General features: G+C 56.2%; 16 protein-coding genes. 13 read left to right on the forward strand and 3 right to left on the reverse strand.

Translation table 11 applies throughout. The features are described 5' to 3' along the window. Positions 1-62 precede the first annotated feature (62 nt). The 3 genes from tcuA (at position 63) to INT32_RS03840 (ending at position 3704) form a co-directional block, all read left to right on the forward strand. Entirely contained in the window at positions 63-1457 is a 1395-nt protein-coding gene (gene tcuA / locus INT32_RS03830) for an FAD-dependent tricarballylate dehydrogenase TcuA (RefSeq protein WP_193087401.1), read from the forward strand. Then, entirely contained in the window at positions 1444-2538 is a 1095-nt protein-coding gene (gene tcuB, locus INT32_RS03835; RefSeq protein WP_193087402.1) for a tricarballylate utilization 4Fe-4S protein TcuB, read from the forward strand. Before tcuA ends, tcuB begins: the two co-directional genes overlap by 14 nt. A gap of 134 nt (positions 2539-2672) precedes the next feature. After that, positions 2673-3704: a rhodanese-related sulfurtransferase gene (locus INT32_RS03840; protein ID WP_193087403.1), complete on the forward strand. Its 1032-nt coding sequence runs from the start codon at positions 2673-2675 to the stop codon at positions 3702-3704. 308 nt (positions 3705-4012) lie between these two features. Here the strand turns inward: INT32_RS03840 and INT32_RS03845 are convergent, their stop codons facing one another. After that, positions 4013-4744, reverse strand: coding sequence for a Smr/MutS family protein (locus INT32_RS03845; protein WP_193087404.1), 732 nt, complete (start codon positions 4742-4744; stop codon positions 4013-4015). A 44-nt stretch (positions 4745-4788) separates the two neighbouring features. Further along, positions 4789-5748: a thioredoxin-disulfide reductase gene (gene trxB, locus INT32_RS03850; RefSeq protein WP_193087405.1), complete on the reverse strand. Its 960-nt coding sequence runs from the start codon at positions 5746-5748 to the stop codon at positions 4789-4791. A 306-nt stretch (positions 5749-6054) separates the two neighbouring features. Between trxB and INT32_RS03855 the strand changes: the two genes are divergently transcribed. The 7 genes from INT32_RS03855 (at position 6055) to INT32_RS03885 (ending at position 15536) form a co-directional block, all read left to right on the forward strand. After that, the gene (locus tag INT32_RS03855) at positions 6055-8442 is read left to right on the forward strand and encodes a DNA translocase FtsK (protein WP_193087406.1); all 2388 of its coding nucleotides are present in this window, start codon (positions 6055-6057) and stop codon (positions 8440-8442) included. Positions 8443-8682: 240 nt separating this feature from the next. Further along, positions 8683-9414 carry an outer membrane lipoprotein chaperone LolA gene (lolA, locus tag INT32_RS03860; protein ID WP_193087407.1) on the forward strand — a complete coding sequence of 244 codons (732 nt, stop codon included), beginning with the start codon at positions 8683-8685 and terminating at the stop codon, positions 9412-9414. Positions 9415-9532: 118 nt separating this feature from the next. After that, complete coding sequence (locus tag INT32_RS03865) at positions 9533-10870, forward strand: replication-associated recombination protein A (protein ID WP_193087408.1); 1338 nt, start codon at positions 9533-9535, stop codon at positions 10868-10870. Positions 10871-11159: 289 nt separating this feature from the next. Next, the gene (locus tag INT32_RS03870; protein ID WP_193087409.1) at positions 11160-11417 is read left to right on the forward strand and encodes a hypothetical protein; all 258 of its coding nucleotides are present in this window, start codon (positions 11160-11162) and stop codon (positions 11415-11417) included. 618 nt (positions 11418-12035) lie between these two features. Next, positions 12036-13394: a serine--tRNA ligase gene (gene serS, locus INT32_RS03875; RefSeq protein WP_193087410.1), complete on the forward strand. Its 1359-nt coding sequence runs from the start codon at positions 12036-12038 to the stop codon at positions 13392-13394. 142 nt (positions 13395-13536) lie between these two features. Next, positions 13537-14307, forward strand: coding sequence for a peroxide stress protein YaaA (gene yaaA / locus INT32_RS03880; protein WP_193087411.1), 771 nt, complete (start codon positions 13537-13539; stop codon positions 14305-14307). Next, entirely contained in the window at positions 14304-15536 is a 1233-nt protein-coding gene (locus INT32_RS03885; protein WP_193087412.1) for an MFS transporter, read from the forward strand. The genes yaaA and INT32_RS03885 overlap by 4 nt, the downstream gene beginning before the upstream one ends. Before the next feature lie 193 nt (positions 15537-15729). Here the strand turns inward: INT32_RS03885 and INT32_RS03890 are convergent, their stop codons facing one another. Then, positions 15730-17919, reverse strand: coding sequence for an FUSC family protein (locus INT32_RS03890; RefSeq protein WP_193087413.1), 2190 nt, complete (start codon positions 17917-17919; stop codon positions 15730-15732). Positions 17920-18406: 487 nt separating this feature from the next. Here INT32_RS03890 and INT32_RS03895 point away from each other — a divergent pair, with 487 nt between their 5' ends. The 3 genes from INT32_RS03895 to ilvC all read left to right on the forward strand — a co-directional run bounded on the left by INT32_RS03895 (position 18407) and on the right by ilvC (position 21709). Then, positions 18407-20125, forward strand: coding sequence for an acetolactate synthase 3 catalytic subunit (locus INT32_RS03895; RefSeq protein WP_193087560.1), 1719 nt, complete (start codon positions 18407-18409; stop codon positions 20123-20125). Between the two features lie 9 nt (positions 20126-20134). Beyond that, entirely contained in the window at positions 20135-20629 is a 495-nt protein-coding gene (gene ilvN, locus INT32_RS03900; RefSeq protein WP_193087414.1) for an acetolactate synthase small subunit, read from the forward strand. Between the two features lie 63 nt (positions 20630-20692). Next, on the forward strand, positions 20693-21709 hold the full coding sequence (gene ilvC / locus INT32_RS03905; protein WP_193087415.1) for a ketol-acid reductoisomerase: 1017 nt from the start codon (positions 20693-20695) through the stop codon (positions 21707-21709). The last annotated feature ends 11 nt before the right edge of the window (positions 21710-21720 follow it).

Raw genomic sequence — 21720 nt, forward strand, 5'->3', positions numbered from 1 at the left:
GCACAGCCATAAATATTTGTGTACAATAGAATACAACAGTATATTAAGTAAGGATATATAGCATGAATGACACGTTGGCGTGTGATGTTCTTGTTATCGGGGGCGGCAATGCGGCACTGTGCGCTGCGCTGTCAGCCGCTGAACAGAACGCATCGGTAATTCTGGTCGAAAGTGCGCCGCGCGCCTGGCGAGGGGGCAATAGCAGTCATACTCGCAATTTTCGCTGTATGCACAACGCGCCCACCGATGTGCTGACAGACAAGTATCAGGAAGATGAGTATTTTCAGGATGTGTATCGGGTAACGGGAGGACAAACCAATGAAGAAATGGCGCGCTACGTTATTCGTGAAACTGAGGACTGTGCGCCGTGGATGAAGGCCAAGGGTGTGCGATTTCAGCCATCGCTGGGCGGCACGCTGCACCTGGGGCGCACCAATGCGTTTTTCCTGGGCGGCGGCAAGGCGCTGGTCAACGCCTATTACAAGGCGGCCGAAAAGGCCGGCGTGCAGATTCTGTACGACACGGAAGCCAAAAAACTGAATTTTTCAGACGGTAAATGTGTCAGTGTAGAGCTGCTCACAAACGGTCAGACACTGACCATTGCGGGTAAATCCGTGGTGATTGCATCAGGCGGTTTTGAGTCAAATCTTGAATGGCTGGAAGAGGCCTGGGGGCCGGCGGCACGCAATTTCCTGATCCGCGGCACCCGATTCAATCAGGGCGTCATGCTGCGCGAGCTCATGCGCAACAAGGCCTGTATTATCGGCGACCCGACCCAGGGTCATGCCGTGGCCATTGATGCAAGGGCGCCCAAGTATGACGGGGGCATTGTCACCCGTGTAGACTGCGTCTCGCTGGGTATCGTGCTTAACAAGGAAGGGCGGCGCTTTTATGACGAAGGCGAAGACTTCTGGCCCAAACGCTACGCCATCTGGGGGCGTCTGGTCGCCCAGCAACCCGACCAGATTGCCTATTGCATTATTGATTCGAAGGCCATTGGTCGGTTCATGCCGTCCGTATTCAAATCCATTTGTGCCGATTCCATTGAAGCGCTCGCGCAAAGCCTGGGGCTGCCGGTGAAAACGGCCGTGGACACGGTGGCCGCCTTTAATGCTGGCGTTGAACCTGGTCAATTCGATCATAGTGTGCTGGACGGTTGCCGTACGCATGGTCTGCAACCGGATAAAACCAACTGGGCGCAAAAAATCGATACGGGGCCGTTTTATGCGTACCCGCTGGCCACCGGGATCACCTTTACCTATATGGGGGTGAAGGTAACGAAAAAGGCGCAGGTCATCATGGACGATGAAACGCTGGCGGACAACGTTTTCGCCGCCGGTGAAATCATGGCGGGAAATATTCTGAGCAAGGGTTACGTGGCTGGTTTCGGGATGGCCATCGGAACCGTATTTGGTCGTATTGCAGGCACGGAGGCAGCAAAACATGCAGCAGCTTGAACATCTTATCGAGGACGCCCGCAACGCGGTGGGGATCTGTAACTCCTGTCGTTATTGCGAGGGCTTCTGTGCGGTCTTTCCAGCACTTGAGCAACGTCTGGATTTTACCCGCGGCGATTTGCATTATCTGGCCAATCTGTGTCACAACTGCAGCGAATGCTATTACGCCTGCCAGTACGCGCCACCGCATGAATTCAATGTCAATCTGCCAGTGCAACTGGCTGCGGTACGCCAGACAACCTATCAGACGTATGCATGGCCCGGCGCCATTGCCCGCGGTTTTGACAAAAGCGGCCTGCTGGCCAGCCTGGGATTTTTGCTTGCGCTTGTCGTGCTGCTGGGTTTAGCAGCGCTTATCGGCGGGCCGCCAATGAATGATCTGAATGGGCAGTTCTATGCCATTTTTCCACATGGTGTGCTGGCCACCGTTTTCGGGCTGGCGGCATTGTGGGTCGTGATTGCAATGGGCATGGGGTTTCGCAATTTCCTGAAGGATGTGGGCGAAAAACCCTCGTTGCTGCTGACCTGGGCGCATGTCCGCCAGGGTCTGTCGGACGCGCTGAGCCTGAAGTATCTGCATGGCAATGTGAAGACCGGCTGCACTTACCCGGACGATAATATTTCGCCCTGGCGTCGCCGCTTTCATCACCTTACCTTTTATGGATTCATGTTGTGTTTTGCCGCCACGGTGTCAGGGACCATTTTCCATTATGTGTTTGGCTGGCAGGCGCCCTATGCATTCTTTAGCCTTCCCAAGCTGACCGGTACCATCGGCGGGATTTCGCTGGCCATGGGTACGGCAGGGCAGTTCTGGCTCAAGCAAAAAGCCGATCCCGATATTCGCAATATCAGGCAAATGGGAATGGACTATGCCTTTATTGCCCAGCTGTTTCTGGCCGCGGTTACCGGCCTGGCCTTGATGGCCTTTCGGGAAACCGCCGCGCTGGCGCCGTTGCTGGTCATTCATCTGGCCGTTATCCTGTCGCTGTTCATTACCATGCCGTTTGGCAAGTTTGTCCATGGCTTGTACCGCACCGGCGCGCTCATTAAATATGCAAAGGAACAGCCGGCTTCTCACTGAAGTTCCCGGGGTTTGATTTACAATAACTGGTTAATTTTCAGGCAAGTTGAGAATAATCAAACAGAAGGCTGTTCTGCCACCGGCAGGACAGCTAAAATGAAAGACTTGCCGTTCAAACCCCCAAATTCAGTTCTATGTCTCATACCGTTGCCGCCCTATACAAGTTTGTCGATCTCCCCGATTTCGAATCGCTCAAAGAGCCGTTGCAGGCGTTTTGCGAGCGCAATCACGTCAAGGGAACGCTGCTGCTTGCCCGGGAGGGAATCAACGGTACGATTGCCGGTCCCAAGGAAGGAATCGATGCGGTTCTGGCCTACCTTCGCAACGATCCGCGCCTGGCGGACCTGGAGCACAAGGAGTCCTGGTCCGATGAGCGCGATCCATTTCACCGGATGCGTGTGCGGTTGAAAAAGGAAATCGTGACCATGGGGCAGCCCAATGTCAACACCACCAACGCCGGTACCTATGTCCCGCCGGAAAACTGGAACGATCTCATATCCGATCCCGAGGTGGTACTGGTGGACACGCGCAACGATTACGAAGTTGATATTGGCACGTTCAAGGGGGCGGTCAACCCCAATACCGTGACGTTTCGCGAATTTCCCAACTGGGTGCAAAGCCAGGCTACCGAAGGCGGGCTGCTGGACAAAACCAAAGCACGCAAGGTGGCCATGTTCTGCACTGGCGGGATTCGCTGCGAAAAATCCACGGCCTATATGAAATCCTTGGGGTTTGACGAGGTTTACCATCTGCAGGGCGGGATTCTGAAGTACCTTGAAACCGTTCCTCCCGAAAAAAGCCTGTGGGAAGGCGAGTGTTTTGTCTTTGACGAACGCGTCTCTGTCGGCCATGGGCTCAAGCCGGGTCCGTACATTCAGTGTCGCGCCTGCCGTCATCCCCTGAGTGAGCAAGAGCGCGCTTCACCCAAGTACATCCGTGGTGAAAGCTGCCCGCATTGCTGGGACGATAAAACCGAAGAACAACGCGAACGCTTCCGTGAACGGCAGCGCCAAGTCGATCTGGCCGCAGCGCGCCAGGAGGAACATATTGGTGCAGATATGCAGGAGCAGATTCGCCGGCGACGTGCCCTGAAAGCGGCCCGTAAAGAGCAGGCCCGCCAGCGTGCCATGCAAAAACAGGTGCAAAAAGGTGCAAAAACGAGTTGAATATGCTAAAAACTAGTGCATTCCCTAAGTGTCATATATACGAATCACGTGCATAATTTGTTTCATGCAGGTGAGGAGACAAACGCTCTGCATGAGCAGGCTTTACCACTTAATTGGAATATTCGGTTAAGTGCGTGCACGATAGCTGTATCCATAATAAAAATAAACGAAAGGCGGAAAATCAATATAAATTGATTCCGCCTTTCTTTTTGTTGGCTGTGCTTTACATTGTCAGGCTGCGCTTTGAATTCTTGAGTAGCGCTCTGCATCGCCGGCCTGTCGTCCGACTTGTTGGCCAGCCTGTTGCATCAATCGCTTGCAGGCGTTTTTAGCAAAACAATCTGGGCGCCGGCTCCGCCCATATTCTCGGGCGCCGGCGAAAATGCCAGTACGGCATCCATATTTTTCAGCCAGGCCAGCACCTGCTCTTTCAGGACAGCGGTGCCTTGGGCAGAGCCATAGCCTTTGCCGTGCACAATACAGATACAGCGGACCCGATGCGCCAGACAGGAATGAATGAAGCGATCAAAGCGCTCCGCTGCCTGGTCTGAATTGGCGCCATGCAAATCCAGTGTAGCTGCAACCGGCCATTGTCCTGACAACAGTTTCTTGATCAAGTCAACGCTATCGGCCCGCTGCACATAGGCGCCTTCGGGCAGATCCGGGCGACGCCGGCCTTTATCGGCCAGTGATGTGCGTTTTTGCTCGCGTGCGCGAACAGGGGTGGCTGGCTTATGCCGATCAATCGACGGGGCACCCTCGGCTTGAGCCCGTTTGGCACGAAAATACTCGTTATTGCCGTAATCCAGTGCCTGGCGCGCATAGCGGTTGGCTTCAGGTAGCGGCGTAACGGATCTGACCGTTTGACGAAACAGTGCAATATCTTCCGGCGTAAAAACGGCAGACGCAGCGGGATCTGCTGTTGTCTTATTATGTCTGGGCGCGGCCTGCTGTGCCTTGGCGCGACGCGTTTCTTCGCGCACCTTGGATTTTTGCAACTGACGCAGGTCTTCGAGTTTGCCTTTGATGGGGGTAATCATAGCAATTGCGGCCCGCGCCACTGGCTGGGCGGGCCTGTCCTGTTTTATTCAGGCTGGCTTTCGAGCCAGCGCTGTACATCCAGTGCCGCCATGCAACCGGTGCCGGCGCTGGTAATGGCCTGACGGTAAACATGATCCTGCACATCACCCGCGGCGAACACGCCGGGGACCGAAGTCATTGTGGCCAGGCCGCTGTGGCCGCTTTTGGTCACAATATAGCCATTTTCCAACTCCAGCTGGCCCTCGAACAGGGTGGTGTTGGGGTGGTGGCCGATGGCAATGAACACGCCGGTCACAGCGAGGTCTTCCAGGCGTCCGTCCACATGACGCAGCCTTGCGCCGGTCACGCCGCTCTGGTCGCCCAGTACTTCGTCCAGCGTATTGAACAGTTTCAGCGACATGGTTCCGCCATTGACCTTGTCCATCAGCTTGTCAACCAGGATGGGCTCGGCACGGAATGTGTCGCGACGGTGCACCAGCGTCACGTGGCGGCAGATGTTGGATAGATACAAGGCTTCTTCGACAGCAGTATTGCCACCGCCAATTACAGCAACATCCTGGTTTCGATAGAAAAAACCATCGCAGGTGGCGCAGGCGGATACCCCTTTGCCCATGAACGCAGTTTCGGACGGCAGGCCCAGATATTTGGCTGACGAGCCAGTCGCAATGATCAGGGCGTCGCAGGTAAATGTGGTGCCGGACTCTGAGACCAGCCGGAACGGACGCACCGACAGGTCGGCTTCTTTAATGTGTTCCTGAACGATGTCGGTGTTAAAGCGCGTTGCGTGTTCCAGAAAGCGCTGCATCAGGTCGGGGCCCTGCACGCCTTGGGCGTCGGCAGGCCAGTTGTCCACGTCGGTCGTGGTCATGAGCTGCCCGCCTTGTTCCATACCGGTAACCAGCACCGGGTTCAGGTTGGCGCGGGCTGCGTAAACCGCGGCGGTATAGCCAGCCGGCCCGGCGCCCAGAATCAGCACTTTTGCATGTTTGGTTTTGTCAGCCATTGTGTCTTATCCTAAAAATCCAATGGGCAATTATAATAGATCGCTGCGCGGCGCCGTTCAAAACCCCGAAACTGCCACGGTTTTGCAGCGGACCCCAAAAAATGTCGCCGGATGGCGACCTCATCACCGGGAAATACGGATGCTGTCCGACGTGATGTTGCATCATTGACATTCATTAAATGGGGACGAGGCCTGTTAAAACAACAGCTTACAAAGAATTCACAATCAATGAGTATTCGACGGCTAGAATATAAATAACATTTAATATCAATAAGCTATAATGCTTTATTGACCGAATTTATAGTTATGGCACGCACTTCAAATACCGCTCCCACTCGTTCCGCCCGCAATACGCGCAATACCGGGTCACGATCGTCCGCCAGAAATGCGCGCAACGCACAGAATGCCGAACCCAGTCGGCTGGCCGCCATGTTTACGGAAGCCAAATGGGTTCTGTATGCTGCGTTGGCCGCTGCCCTGTCGGTGATGTTGTTTACCTGGCATCCGAATGACCCCGGTTGGGTCAGCACCTCGTCATCCACCCTGGTTCATAACCGGCTGGGTGCGGTGGGTGCGTATGTGTCCGATATCCTGCTGTATCTTTTCGGTTTGTCGGCCTGGTGGTTTGTGGCCTTGTGCCTCAAGCGCATGTGGGTAGGTTACAAATTGCTCATGAGTCGCATTGTGGCCAATTCCGATGCGGCGCTACCGCGCGTGCACTGGGAGCAGGGCGTTGGTTTCGCCTTGCTTTTTGTTGGCTCCATGGGCTTTGAGGCCAGCCAGCTGGCGCACATCGGTTCGCAATTGCCGGGCGGTGCCGGCGGCGTGCTGGGCCAGTATATTGGCAGCCTGTTTGCAACGGCGGTCGGTGTGCCGGGCGCGGTGCTTATCCTGTTTTTCATGGTCGTGCTGGGCTTGGGCCTGTTTCTGGATTTTTCCTGGTTGTCGCTGGCTGAAAAAATCGGCTCGGGTATACAGCGCATGCTCAATGCGCTGATCAATCTGAAGACCGCCCGCCAGGACCGCAAGGTGGGCGAAATTGCTCAAGTGGCGCGAGAAGAGCAGGTGGTGGTGCAAAAAGGACAGTTGGTGCACGAGACTTCGGTGCGCATTGAGCCGCAGATTACGGTGTTTCCCACCTCCGAGCGCGTTGTCAAGGAAAAACAGCGCACGCTGTTTGAGCCGCCCAAGAATGCCAGCGGAGAGCTGCCGGCACTGGAACTGCTTGATCCTCCTGGCGAAAATATCGAATCGGTTTCGCCTGAGACCATCGAATATACGTCGCGCCTGATCGAGAAAAAACTGCGCGACTTTGGCGTGCAGGTTACCGTGGTTGCCGCGCAGGCCGGACCGGTTATTACCCGTTATGAAATAGAACCGGCCACCGGCGTCAAGGGCAGCCAGATCGTCAACCTGTCCAAGGATCTGGCGCGCGCGCTCAGTCTGGTCAGCATTCGCGTGGTTGAAACCATTGTCGGAAAAAACCTGATGGGCCTGGAATTGCCCAACCCGCGGCGACAGATGGTTCGGCTATCGGAAATCATTGGCTCCAAGACCTATCATGACAACGCCTCGTCACTGACGATGGCGCTGGGCAAGGACATTGCTGGCAATCCGGTGGTTGCCGATCTGGCCAAAATGCCTCACTTGCTGGTTGCCGGTACGACCGGATCGGGCAAGTCGGTCGGTATCAACGCCATGATTATTTCCCTGCTATATAAGGCCGACGCTTCCCAGGTCCGTCTTATTCTCATTGATCCGAAAATGCTGGAAATGAGCATTTATGAGGGCATCCCGCATCTGCTGGCGCCTGTGGTAACCGACATGCGCCAGGCCGCCAATGCGCTGAACTGGTGTGTGGGAGAGATGGAAAAACGCTACAAGCTCATGAGTAAAATGGGCGTGCGCAATATCAGCGGCTTCAACAGCAAAATCCGCGAGGCCGCCAAAAAAGGCGACTCCATTCCCAATCCGTTCTCACTGACGCCGGAAGAGCCCGAGCCGTTGAAAACACTACCCATGATCGTGGTGGTGATCGACGAGCTGGCCGACCTGATGATGGTGGTGGGCAAGAAAATTGAAGAGCTTATCGCCCGTCTGGCACAAAAGGCGCGGGCTGCCGGTATCCACCTGATTCTGGCGACACAGCGCCCCAGCGTGGATGTGATTACCGGTCTGATCAAGGCCAATATTCCCACGCGTATCGCGTTTCAGGTGTCCTCCAAAATTGACTCGCGCACCATTCTTGATCAGATGGGCGCCGAGGCGTTGCTGGGCCAGGGCGATATGCTGTATCAGCCGCCCGGCACCGGCTTGCCCAACCGGGTGCACGGTGCGTTCGTAGACGATGACGAAGTGCATCGCGTGGTAGATTATCTCAAAGAGCAGGGCGAGCCCGATTATATTGATGGCCTGCTAGAAGGTGGCGTTGGCGGCGAAACCGGTGATGGCGTAGGCAGTGTGACCGGCTTTACCGATAATGAGTCGGATCCCCTGTATGACCAGGCCGTAGCCGTGGTGTTGAAAAACCGCCGCGCGTCAATCTCGTCGGTTCAACGGCATCTTCGCATCGGCTATAACCGCGCTGCACGGCTGCTGGAGCAGATGGAGCAGTCCGGCATTGTGTCTACCATGCAGTCCAATGGCAACCGGGAAATTCTGGTGCCCGCCGGACAGGAAGAACCGGACGCTTAAAGTTGGCGTGCAAGGCATAAGACCAGCCTGTAATACGCAGTAACCGCAAGTTCCTGCTCACGGCATCCCTAAAGGATGCCGTAAGTATTTGCAGCCACCGTGAAATTACAGTAGTGCAATTGTATTTACGATTTCGTTACATCCTTTCTTGCCCTGTTAATGGTACAACAGGTCATGTTTCCGGCGGTATTCACAGGGCATTGCCCGGCTGCCGGAAGGAACAACAACAGGAGTTCATTCATGAAAAAAACGTTACTTGCAGTCTGCCTGGCGATGGTTGCGACGGTCCCTGTCTCGACACTGGCGCAGGACATCAAGGTGAACCCTGATATGATGAATCCGGATGCCGGCCTGTCAACGACGCTTGAGGGCGTGACATTCGAGAAGATTCCCGAGGTCCAGAACACGCAGCAGACGGACGCCCGGCAACAATTGAAGGATTTTGTGGCGCAGGTCAAATCGGCCAGCGGCGAGTTCGCCCAGAAAACTTCCGGCGGCAAGGGCAAGAGCAGGGCGGCCCAGACCGGCACCTTCTCTTTTGAACGTCCGGGAAAATTCAACTGGAGCGTGGTCAAGCCCTATGCGCAGAGTGTGATTTCCGACGGCAAAACCGTCTATCAATATGATCCCGATCTGCGCCAGGTCACGGAACGCCCGGTGAGCAAAGCGGTCGGTGCCTCGCCCGCGGCCATTCTGTTCGGTTCCGGTACGCTGGACGATTCTTTCAAACTGTCTGCGCTGCCTGATAACCAGGGCATGGTGTGGATGCGCGCAACCCCCAACGTGTCTGACGCCGGGTTGACACATGTGGACATCGGCTTTGCCAATAACCTGCCGGCCGAGCTGATCATTCTGGATTCTTTCGGACAGACCACGTCGATCAAATTGCGCAATTTCAAAAGCAACGCGAAAATTCCAGCCAGTGCCTACCAGTTCAAGGCCCCCCCTGGCGTAGATACCGTTAAAATGTAGGCTGTCAAAGGGCCTGTGCCCTTACCGCAGTCCAGTTCAAGGGGCCGTTGCGACGGCCCTTTTGCACAATGCTGCGGTTTACCGACGTGCGCAGTGGTTCTGGAAACCCAATATATTTATGAGTGATTTTTCCGATAGCGATCTGTTCAATGGCGCCGGCGCGGGCGCGAATGCCCCGCTGGCCGAAAGACTGCGTCCGCGCAATATAGATGAGGTCATCGGGCAGTCGCATTTGCTGGGGCCTGACAAGCCGTTGCGTGTAGCGTTCGAGGCGCGTCGTCCGCACTCCATGATTTTCTGGGGGCCGCCGGGCGTAGGCAAAACCACGCTGGCGCGCCTGATGGCTGACGGTTTTGATGCGCATTTTATTGCCATCTCTGCGGTGCTCGGCGGCGTCAAGGACATTCGCGATGCCGTCGTCAAAGCACAGGTAGCTCAGGCGCAGGGACGCAAAACCATTCTTTTTGTGGACGAGGTGCATCGCTTTAACAAGGCGCAGCAGGATGCATTCCTGCCCTATGTGGAAAGCGGGCTCTTCACCTTCATTGGCGCCACCACTGAAAACCCGTCGTTTGAAGTCAATTCGGCGCTGTTGTCGCGCGCTCAAGTCTATGTGCTCACCTCGCTGTCGGACGAGGAACTGGGCCTGTTGCTGGTGCGCGCCAAAGAAAGTGGCGCGATTGATCTGGACTTTGACGAACAGGCCGTTGCGGTGCTGACCGGCTATGCCGATGGCGATGCCAGGCGGTTTCTGAATTTGCTGGAGCAGACCAGCACGGCTGCCACTGCGGCACAGGTAACGCAGATCACCCCCGAGTTCATGCAAAACGCGCTCACGCTGAATCTGCGTCGTTTTGACAAGGGCGGCGATAGCTTCTATGACCAGATCTCCGCGCTGCACAAGTCGGTAAGAGGCTCTCATCCCGATGCAGCGTTGTATTGGTTCACCCGCATGCTCGATGGCGGCGCCGATCCCAAGTATCTGTCGCGCCGCATTGTACGTATGGCCTGGGAAGATATCGGCCTGGCCGATCCGCGCGCCATGCAAATGGCCAACGAAGCGGCCGCTACCTATGAGCGCCTGGGGTCTCCGGAAGGTGAGCTTGCGCTGGCGCAGGCGGTCATCTATCTGTCCGTTGCAGCCAAGAGCAACGCGGGCTACAACGCCTACAATCAGGCACGCGCTTTCGTGAAGCAGGATAAATCGCGGGAAGTGCCGGTACATCTGCGCAATGCGCCCACCAAGCTGATGAAGGAACTGGGCTACGGGCATGAGTATCGCTATGCGCATGACGAGCCCGATGCCTATGCCGCCGGCGAGACTTATCTACCCGACGGCATGCGCGAACCGGGCTGGTATCGTCCGGTGCAACAGGGACTGGAAACGAAAATCACGGACAAGCTCAATTACCTGCGCTCGCTTGACCGTGAGGCGCGGCAAAATAAAAAGCGCTAAATAAATAGCTCAAAAGTGCCAAGCTCACTGCCCGCCAGTGCCTCGCACGGGTACCTGCCTTCGTCTCTTTTATATGTCAGCTGAAATGCCGTTGCATAAATATCTGGCAAGAGGATGTAATATATCTGGCAAGGGACTGTAATAAAGTAACCCTTTGCGCTGTCCAGGGAGTAAGTTAAATATTGCCGGCAGCAGCTATCGGTCAGGCCCCGGCTGCCGCGTATCCATTTGCCATTGGCGCCGGACGCGAGGTGCGGTAGCTTACGTTATCAATAACAGGAGCGAGAGCATGAAAAATACCGATATAGCGACACTGGCCAGTGCAGTCGCATTGGCGCTGGGTATGCATTCGGCGATGGCAGCAGACATGACGATGGATGCCGAAGGCAAAGTGTCTCAAAAGCCGGCGCAGCAAGCCGGCGCCGGCCCTGCGCCCACCTCGGGGTGGGAAAAACTCAGTAAAAATAAAAACTGGAAACCGGCGGCGCCAGCCGCGGATCAGCGCCATCACAACGACATGAAATCGAAAACCAGGGCGGCCCCTTAATCTTAATGCCACGTGTCCTGGCCAGAGTAGGGCAATCGCTGCGCACGCTGGCAAAGACCGGCAAAAGGATATCCGGGGCCGGATCAGACTCGCATCTATCAGGCTTGCCGGACAAAGTGCCGTGTAAACACGTCCGATCTGACAGCTATAAATCTGGCATGCCAGATAAGCAGGATAAGATGCGCACGTGAAATCAGGCACGGCCAAACCGACAGGGCAGAGTATTGTGATACCCGTGCTGCAGGGTTCGCGGGGGCGAAAAACATTACACCATTACCGGCGAGGGCCCGCGCAGGCTCGGCGATAACGCCGGGACGTTCTGATCCATCCAGCCGGGGGCACTAATCGTGATGCGTCGCCACCAGCTTGCTGGCCGGTGCCGCAGCGCCAAGCACGGCAACCTGCTCATGCAAACCAACAGCCATGCGCTTGCAGCAAGCGGCGCGCGGTGTCCGGGCCGGGGGGCTGGCACCCTGTTGTCTTTGTACCGCTTACTTGATTTTTCTCCGGGAAAACTGGTTGCGGGTACGCGTTGTTCGGTCTGCGGCCCCACCGGGCGCGTATAGCTGTATATAATGATTACCCTATACTTCTCCCACACGAAACCAGAAAAATATCATGTTAGATCCTGTTTTACTGCGAAAAGAGCTTCCCCTTGTCATCGCCGCGCTCAAGCGCCGCAACGTCGATTTTGATCAGGCTCGTTTCAATCAGCTCGAAGCCCGCCGCAAAGAGGTGCAAATCCAGACCGAGACCCTGCAGGCGCAGCGCAATGCGCTGGCCAAGCAAATCGGCCAGCTCAAGTCGCGGAAAGAAGACGCCAGCGCAGTCATGGCCGAATCACAGGCATTGCCCGGCAAACTCAAGGCGCTGGAAGAAGAGCTGGCTGGTATTCGCAGCGAACTGGACGGCTGGCTCATGACGATTCCCAACCTGCCGCACAGCTCTGTGCCCCAGGGCAAGGACAGTGACGACAACGTTGAGGTCCGGCGCTGGCTGGGCACCCAGGCGGGCTACGTGACCGATCACAGCGAACCGCCAACCAAAGGTTTCGAGGCCCAGGATCATGTTACGGTGGGCGAACGTCTTGGCCTGGAATTTGATACTGCAGTCAAGCTCACAGGCGCGCGCTTTTCTTTCATGCGCGGCGGCATGGCGCGTCTGCATCGTGCGCTGGCCCAGTTCATGCTGGATTTGCACACGAACGAGCATGGCTATACCGAATGCTACACACCGTATATTGTCAACAGTTCAACCCTGCTGGGCACCGGCCAGTTGCCCAAGTTCAAGGATGATATGTTCTGGGTGACCAAGGGTGGCGAAGACGAACCACAGACCGATCAGCAGGGCAAGCCGATCGAGAAGGAAGATCTTTATTTGATCTCAACATCGGAAATTACGCTGACCGCCACCGTCAAGAACGAAATTGTGCCGGGCGCCAGCCTGCCTTTGCGTCTGACGGCGCATACACCGTGTTTTCGCTCTGAAGCAGGCAGCGGCGGCCGTGATACCCGGGGGATGATCCGTCAGCATCAGTTCGACAAAGTGGAAATGGTGCAGATAGTCCATCCAGACACCTCCTATGATGCGCTGGAGCAAATGGTGGGTCATGCTGAAAAAGTGCTGCAGTTGCTGCAACTACCTTACCGCGTCATGCAGTTGTGTACCGGCGACATGGGTTTTGGCGCCGCCAAGACTTACGACCTGGAAGTCTGGATTCCGGCGCAGAACACCTGGCGCGAGATTTCCTCGGTCTCCAATTGTGAGGCATTCCAGGCCCGACGCCTGCAGGCGCGTTTTCGTAACGAACAGGGCAAAACAGAATATCTGCATACGCTCAACGGTTCCGGCCTGGCAGTGGGACGCACGCTGGTCGCGCTTATTGAAAACTATCAGCAGGCCGACGGCAGCATCGAAATTCCGGCGGCATTGCGCCCCTACATGGGTGGTCTGGCGCGTCTGACCCCTGCTGCTTAAGTTATGTTGGTCAAGCCCCGCCGGGCCGCTGTGCCCGGCGGGCGGGCCCGATTTGCCATGATGTATTGACGACGTTCCGGCCCCCTGACGGAAGCGGCGTTCTTTCCTGATTCATCAAACATTCCATTCAAGGTTGTCCGTCATGCTTTTCCTGCTTTCCCCTGCCAAAAAACTCGATTACGACTCTCCTGTTTCTACCAACACCCATACCCAGCCACTTTTTATCAAACGGTCCGCAGAACTGATCAAAGTGCTCAGAACCAAGGGCGTCGACGATATTGCCGGACTTATGAAGCTGAGCCCGGCGTTGTCCGAACTGAACGTACAACGGTACTCGGAGTGGAAACCCAGATTTGATCAGGAAAACGCCCGCCAGGCCGTGCTGGCCTTCAATGGCGACGTGTATGAAGGCCTGGCTGCGGCGACGCTGAGCGAATCACAGTTGACATGGGCCCAGGAACACGTGGCCATTCTGAGCGGCCTGTATGGCGTGCTACGTCCGCTTGACCTGATGCAACCCTATCGGCTGGAAATGGGCACTCGCCTGCAGACCAGTCGTGGCAAGAATCTGTATGAGTTTTGGGGTTCTGAAATCGCTCAATACCTGAATGAGCGTCTGGCCGAGCAGACTTCGCGCATCGTGATCAACCTGGCCTCTGAAGAATATTTCAAAGCGGTCGACCAAAAAGCGCTGGATGCGCGCGTTGTCCAGTGTGTCTTCCAGGACTATAAGAACGGTGTTTATAAAATTATCAGTTTCAACGCCAAGCGCGCGCGCGGGCTCATGGCGCGGTTTGCCATTGAGACCAAAGCGAAAACGCCGGCGGCCCTGAAAAAATTCAATGGTCAAGGCTATGCCTTTGCCGCCGAGGAGTCCACGGAAGACAAGCTGGTCTTCCGGAGAAAACAATGAGCCGCCAGGCTGCAATAAGGATTTTTGTACTTTTTGCACTGGGCTACTTCCTGTCCTATGTGTATCGCGGCCTGAATATCGGCTTTGCGCCGTTCCTGTCGCGCGAAATGAATCTGACTGCCAGCGACCTGGGGCTGCTGACCAGTTTTTACTTTATCGGCTTTGCCCTGGCCCAGCTTCCGGCCGGGCTGGCGCTGGACCGCTATGGCGCACGCCGCACCGATGCCATCCTGCTACTGGTGGCCGCGGCCGGGACGGTGCTTTACGGTATGACGCACACCATGCAGGGGCTGATTATCGGCCGCATCATGATCGGCGTGGGCGTCTCGGTCTGTCTAGGCGCCGGCTTCCTGGCGATTGCCCAGAATTTTCCGTCCTCGCGCTGGCCGCTGCTCAATGGCCTGATGGTGGCGCTGGGTGGCATGGGCGGGGTAGTGGTCGGCACGCCGCTGGCGGTATTGCTAACGCAATACACCTGGCGTGAAATCAGCGTGGGCATGGCCGTGTTCACCATTGCCGTGGCTATTGTCATCTGGCTGCTGGTGCCCGAATCGAAGCAGCGGATGGCGCCGCATGAGCCGGTATCCAAGCAGATCCATGGCGTTCGTATTATCTTGAAGAACGCAGTGTTCTGGCGCGTGGTGCCTTTTCCGTGCGCCGTGGGCGGCGCTTTCTATGCGGCCCAGTCGCTGTGGGTCAAACCGTATCTGACCGATGTCTCCGGATTGACGGCGCGTCAAGCTGACAGCCTGGTGTCCATGCTGGGGCTGACCATGGTGGCCGGCACGGTCATCACCGGCCTGGTGGCGCGCCGCATCGAGCGCTACGGCCTGGGCCTGCGTGCCTTTTGCGGGCTGGGAATGACGCTGTTCGTGCTGGTGCAGTTGCTGATTCTGTTCCGGGTGCCCGTTTCGCCGGCGCTGATCTGGGGCGCTTACGGGTTTCTTGCCGCCAGTTGTATTCTTGCCTATGCCTTGCTGGCCGAGGTATTTCCACGCAAGGTTGTAGGCCGCGTGACGACCGCCTTCAACATGATTTTTTTCATCAGCATTTTTTCCATGCAGGTTGGCGTAGGATTCGTGCTGGATTTCTGGCCCGCAAATAACGGTCATTATCCTGCCGTGGCGCACCTGACCGGCTGGGGCATCATGATTGCAATCCAGCTGCTGTCGGCGATCCTCTATTTCTGGCCCGGCGCCCTTAACGTGGATGAGCAGCTGTTCGAATAGATGGCCATAGGTGTCACACGCATGGAGCGTGGCAGCGGGCCGCCATGGAGCAGGGCCAGCAGTGTAACGCCAAGCTGCGCAGTCAATAACGATAAACGATAAGTGATTAACGATTAACGATGTGCCATGTATGAATGCGCTCGTGCCGGCCTGCTGATTGGCTTCCCGATCCTGTCGACAGGGTATGTCGCGATTACATCAAGCCAATATTGGTCGCTTGCTGGCGGATGCGCAGCGCGGCCTGCTGCATCTGTTTGAGCGGAAAGACCAGGCTGCCGTACTGACCCTCGGTTTCAATTTGCGAAGGCGCCTCGGTAATGGCTTGTGCCTCCTTGTCCAGCAAGTCAGACACGTTGGAGAGGGTCTGCTGCATATTGGGCGGTATTTTGTCCAGGCCGGCCAGGACCGGCGCAATGGCGGCGATCTGACTGGCCACGGCGTCGGTCTGCACCAGAATCGTATTCAATTCCTTAATATGGATCTGCTTGGATTTGGGTTCGTTCATCATCCGGTAGAAACTGTCTGCGAACGCGCCAAAGGTCGTGTGCATATTCTTGCGAGACAGCTGCGCCTGCACGTAGCGTTCGTTGTCTGCCGATGACACTTTCTGCTCCGGATCGGCGTGGACCGAATTGATGTACGCCTGCACGGCCAGAATGTAGTCATGCGCCGCCGCAATGGCCTCCTGCGCCAGCGGCATGATGCGCTGCTTCTCCCACCAGGGAAGAATCGACCCGCAGACAAATGCCAGCGCGCAACCGGCCAGGGTGTCCAGCGCGCGTTCGCCGATAATCAACAGGTTGCCCGGGCTCAGGAAGTGAAAGGCGATCAGAATATAGATCGTCATCAATAGCGAGCTAAGCGGATAGTTGGTCAATACGAACGCATTGCCCAGCACCATCGCCGGAATCATGATGGCAATAAGAATAAACGGATTGCTGGTCAGGTTAAATAGCGCAATGGTGATCAGGCAACCGGCCAGCGTGCCGGCCAGGCGGCCGATCGTGCGCTGGCGGGTCAGCGCGAACCCGGGCCGCATGATAATGAGCACTGTCAGGATGATCCAGTAACTGTGCGAGGTAAATGTGCGCACAATCTCCGAGTGTCCATAGACCAGGCTGACGACAGTAGAAATGAGCAACACCAGGGTGACCACGAATGTGGTGCGCAATGCGTAGCGGAAAATGGACGAGCTCAGATTCAGATTGCGCTTCAAGGGGGTCAGCGTAATGGCTTGCGGCGTAATAAAACGGCGCAGCGAGCTATCGCGCTTCAGGCTATCGACGGGTTCAAGTCGCATGCCGCGCAGATTATCGGCAATGCGGTCCACAAACCGGCTGGCATTACGCAGGCGGCGCACAATCTGCACCAGCAGCAGATAGGTCTCCGGTTCAGTACGCTGGATGCCATCCTGTTTTAGTTGCAGCAGTTCGTACTCCATGGCGCGCAACTCCGCCCGGACGCTGTTGCGATAATCCACCGGCTTGTTTCGCGCCAGGCTATAGGCGGTCCGATTCAGGGTGCGACTGATCTTGAACAGGGTGTCGCGCATGAACAGCAGGATGTCGTGGTCTTGAAAGCGCGCACGCAAGGTGGCATAGTCGGTCTGCGACGCCACCATAGTATCGAGCAGGGCAATCATGTCGATAAAGACATTCCACAGCAAAATACGCTGCTGGTCGCTGGCGTCGTTGTCGCGGGGCAGATTGCGCAGCACGACATCGCGTGCGCTCTGGTGCTGCTCTGTCATTGCGATCATTTGCGGGATCAGCCGCCGGTAGCTGTCATCCAGGTTTTTATGAGTGTCGTAAAAATCGGCGCGCGTGCTTACGTAAGCGGCGGTGGCATACAGGGCGGCAGACAGGGTCTGCCTTTCTTCGCGCAGCTTGAACAGGTGACTGATGGACGTGCTGTACAGTATGTAGAAAACACCGCCCATGGCCGTGTAGCTGGTATGGGTGAGCGCCTCGCCGACCGACATGGGGGTGTGCATGGATAGCATCATCTGCAGCAGGCACCCGAATCCGATCAGCCCCCCGCGCCGGCCATAGACCGACAGCATGGAATAGAAGAATACCTGGGCCGACACCACCAGCCAGAGCAGGGCGGGATAGGGGCTTGCCAGCCCGGTGATTAATCCCGAGATCTGTCCCAATACGATACCGCCCAGCATTTCATTCAGCCGCGAGCGCTTGGTGCCGCCTACCTGATCGATAATGGCCGGACACAGGGCCCCGATGGCCAGCGCCACGCCTATCGTGGGCTGGTTGAAAAAACCTGCCATTACCAGTACCGGCAGCAGCACCCCCGTGGCTTGGCGCGTTCCATGAAAAAAATTGGAACTGTAGAAGAATTTGACGAAATTTTCCGCGCGAATATCCATACACCAAACCAGTGAAAAGACGCAGGCTCCCGAGTGCCGATCGCTGGCAGGCGACAGGCGGTGCCCAAAGAGGCGACACAGCAAAGAGCCCTATTGTACCGCCGGGCGGCGATAAATTTGTGCATAATGAATATTCCCGATTGCGTTTGGTGTTGCAATGCGGTACATTTGAGGACTATACCTGCGCACAATCCGTCGCTGGTATTTACGGACACCCTGTTTTAGCTATCCGCTTCAATTGCAGTGCGCCTAAATGAATGAACAATAGCGGTTATTCGTGCCAAAAGTGTGAATAAACGTCTCCATTTCGAACTCTCCCGCACCCAGTGTGCGCGCAGACCCAGATTGATGGCCAGGCTGGTACATCAATGTCTGCAGGTGGCGTTCCTCCGTGAGGAACAAAGCGCTGCAGATGTTGACGGATCCCGCCAAAGCCTAGGTCACAGGACCAATCAACGCGGGAATGCTGGTTATGAAAGGAAATAACATGGAACTCAATGGCGCCGATATCGTCGTGCGCTGCCTGGCCGAAGAGGGCGTCGAGCACGTTTTCGGTTATCCTGGCGGCGCGGTGCTCTACATTTACGACGCAATCTACAAGCAGAAAGATTTCAAGCATATTCTGGTGCGACACGAGCAGGCTGCCGTGCACGCTGCCGATGCCTATTCGCGCTCTTCTAATAAAGTAGGGGTGTGTCTGGTCACCAGCGGCCCGGGCCTGACCAATGCGGTCACCGGCATTGCCACTGCCTACATGGATTCCATACCGCTGGTCATCATCAGCGGACAGGTGCCCACCAAGGCCATTGGCGAAGACGCCTTCCAGGAATGCGATACGGTCGGTATTACCCGGCCCTGCGTCAAACACAATTTCCTGGTTCGCGACGTAAGAGATCTGGCCGATACGATGCGCAAGGCATTTTTCATTGCCCGCACTGGCCGCCCCGGCCCGGTTCTGGTCGATATCCCCAAGGATATCTCCATGACCATGTGCAAATACGCGCCGCCCAAGTCTGAAGTCAAGATGCGCTCCTACGCACCGGTGGTCAAGGGCCACCTGGGGCAGATCAAAAAGGCCGCCCAGTTACTGGCGGGCGCCGAGCGTCCCATGATTTACGCGGGCGGCGGGGTCATCCTGTCCGACGCTTCCGATGAGCTACGCGAATTGGTGCGGCTCAGCGGTGCACCGGTAACTACCACTCTGATGGCGCTGGGCGCGCAGAACCCGGATTCCGATCAGTATCTGGGCATGCCGGGCATGCATGGCACGTATGAAGCCAATATGTCCATGCAGAACTGCGATGTGCTGATCGCTGTCGGCGCGCGCTTTGACGACCGCGTGATCGGCAATACCAAGCACTTTGCACAAGCCCAGCGCAAGATCGTTCATATCGATATCGATCCATCGTCCATTTCCAAGCGGGTCAAGGTTGATATCCCCATTGTGGGCAATGTCAGGGAAGTGCTGCAGGAAATGAACCCGCTGGTTGCAGACGCGCTGGCCGAACAAAAAAGCAGCCGCTCATTGCAGGCCTGGTGGAAGCAGATCAACGACTGGCGTGGCCGCGATTGCCTGAAATACGATCATGGCAGTGAACTGATCAAACCGCAGTTTGTCATCGAAACGCTGTGCAAGGTCACCGAAGGCAACGCCTTCGTCACCTCGGACGTGGGCCAGCACCAGATGTGGGCGGCGCAATATTATCGATTCAACCATCCGCGGCGCTGGATCAACTCCGGCGGTTTGGGCACCATGGGCGTCGGCCTGCCGTACGCCATGGGTGTGCAGATGGCGCATCCCGACGCGCAAATTGCCGTCGTGACCGGCGAAGCGTCGATTCAGATGAACATCCAGGAACTGGCTACCTGCACGCAGTATCATTTCACGCCTAAAGTGCTGTGCCTGAACAACCGTTATCTTGGCATGGTGCGGCAATGGCAGGAAATCGACTATCAGTCGCGCTACTCCGAGTCGTACATGGACTCGATCCCCGACTTCGTCAAACTGGTCGAAAGCTATGGCCACATTGGCCTGCAGATCGATAAGCCGGCAGATGTCGAGCCGGCTATCAAGGAAGCTTTCGGCAAGCACAAAGACCGTCTGGTCTTCCTGGACTTCATCACTGACCGGACCGAAAACGTCTGGCCAATGGTCAAGGCAGGCAAGGGCCTGACCGAAATGTTGCTGGGTTCAGAAGACTTGTAAGGGGAAACCATGAAACACATTATCTCCATTCTGCTGGAAAATGAACCCGGTGCGCTGTCCCGCGTGGTGGGCCTGTTCTCGGCCAGGGGCTACAACATTGAAACGCTCACTGTTGCGCCGACCGAAGACGCGACGTTGTCGCGCCTGACGATCATGACTGCGGGCTCTGACGATGTCATCGAACAGATCACGAAACACTTGAACCGGCTGGTCGATGTGGTTAAAGTAGTCGATCTGACTGAAGGGGCTCACGTCGAGCGTGAACTCATGCTGGTCAAAGTTCGCGCCGTGGGCAAGGAGCGTGAAGAAATCAAGCGCCTGGCCGACATCTTCAGGGGGCATATTGTGGATGTGACCGATAAGTCCTACACAATCGAACTGACGGGTGTACAGGAAAAAATCCAGGCGTTTCTGTCTGCGCTGGATCGCAGTGCGATCCTGGAAACTGTTCGTACAGGCGTGTCAGGTATCGGGCGCGGCGAACGTATCCTGCGGGTGATTTAATCTGGTGGTAAGCGCGGTAAGCAGACATTCAAAACAAATTTAACTAAATTCTTGAGGCTTTAAATGAAAGTTTTTTACGACAAAGATTGTGACCTGTCCCTGATCAAAGGGAAAAATGTTGCCATTATCGGTTATGGTTCCCAGGGGCACGCCCACGCACTGAATCTGCATGAGTCCGGCATCAACGTCACCGTTGGCCTGCGCAAAAATGGCGCATCATGGAACAAGGCTGCCAATGCCGGTTTGAAAGTGGCTGAAGTGGCCGACGCCGTTAAGACGGCCGATCTGGTCATGATCCTGTTGCCCGATGAAAACATCGCCCAGGTATACAAAGAACACGTCCATGGCAACATCAAGGCCGGCGCTGCATTAGCTTTCGCCCATGGCTTTAACGTTCATTATGGTCAGGTTGTGCCCCGTGACGATATCGACGTCATCATGATTGCGCCCAAAGCGCCCGGTCACACTGTTCGCGGCACCTATTCACAGGGCGGCGGCGTACCATCCCTGATCGCCGTGCACCAGGACAAATCCGGTGCTGCGCGTGATGTAGCGCTATCCTACGCCAGCGCAATCGGCAGTGGTCGCGCCGGTATCATTGAAACCAACTTCCGTGAAGAAACCGAAACCGATCTGTTCGGCGAACAGGCCGTGCTTTGCGGTGGCGCCGTGGAACTGATCAAAGCTGGTTTCGAGACCCTGGTGGAAGCCGGTTATGCGCCTGAAATGGCCTACTTCGAATGCCTGCACGAACTCAAGCTCATTGTTGACCTGATCTACGAAGGTGGTATCGCCAACATGAACTACTCCATCTCCAATAATGCCGAGTATGGTGAGTACGTGACCGGCCCGCGCATTGTGACTGACCAAACCAAACAAGTCATGCGCGAGGTGCTGAAAGACATCCAGACGGGCGAATACGCGAAAAGCTTTATCATTGAAAACGCCGCCGGTGCACCAACACTGACGTCACGTCGTCGCATCAATGCCGAATCAGACATCGAAGTGGTTGGCGAAAAACTGCGTGCCATGATGCCTTGGATCGCCAAAAACAAACTGGTTGATCAAACCAAAAATTAAGAGTAGGCTTT

It is taken from the genome of Advenella sp. FME57, from assembly GCF_014897675.1.
Taxonomy (GTDB): domain Bacteria; phylum Pseudomonadota; class Gammaproteobacteria; order Burkholderiales; family Burkholderiaceae_B; genus Advenella.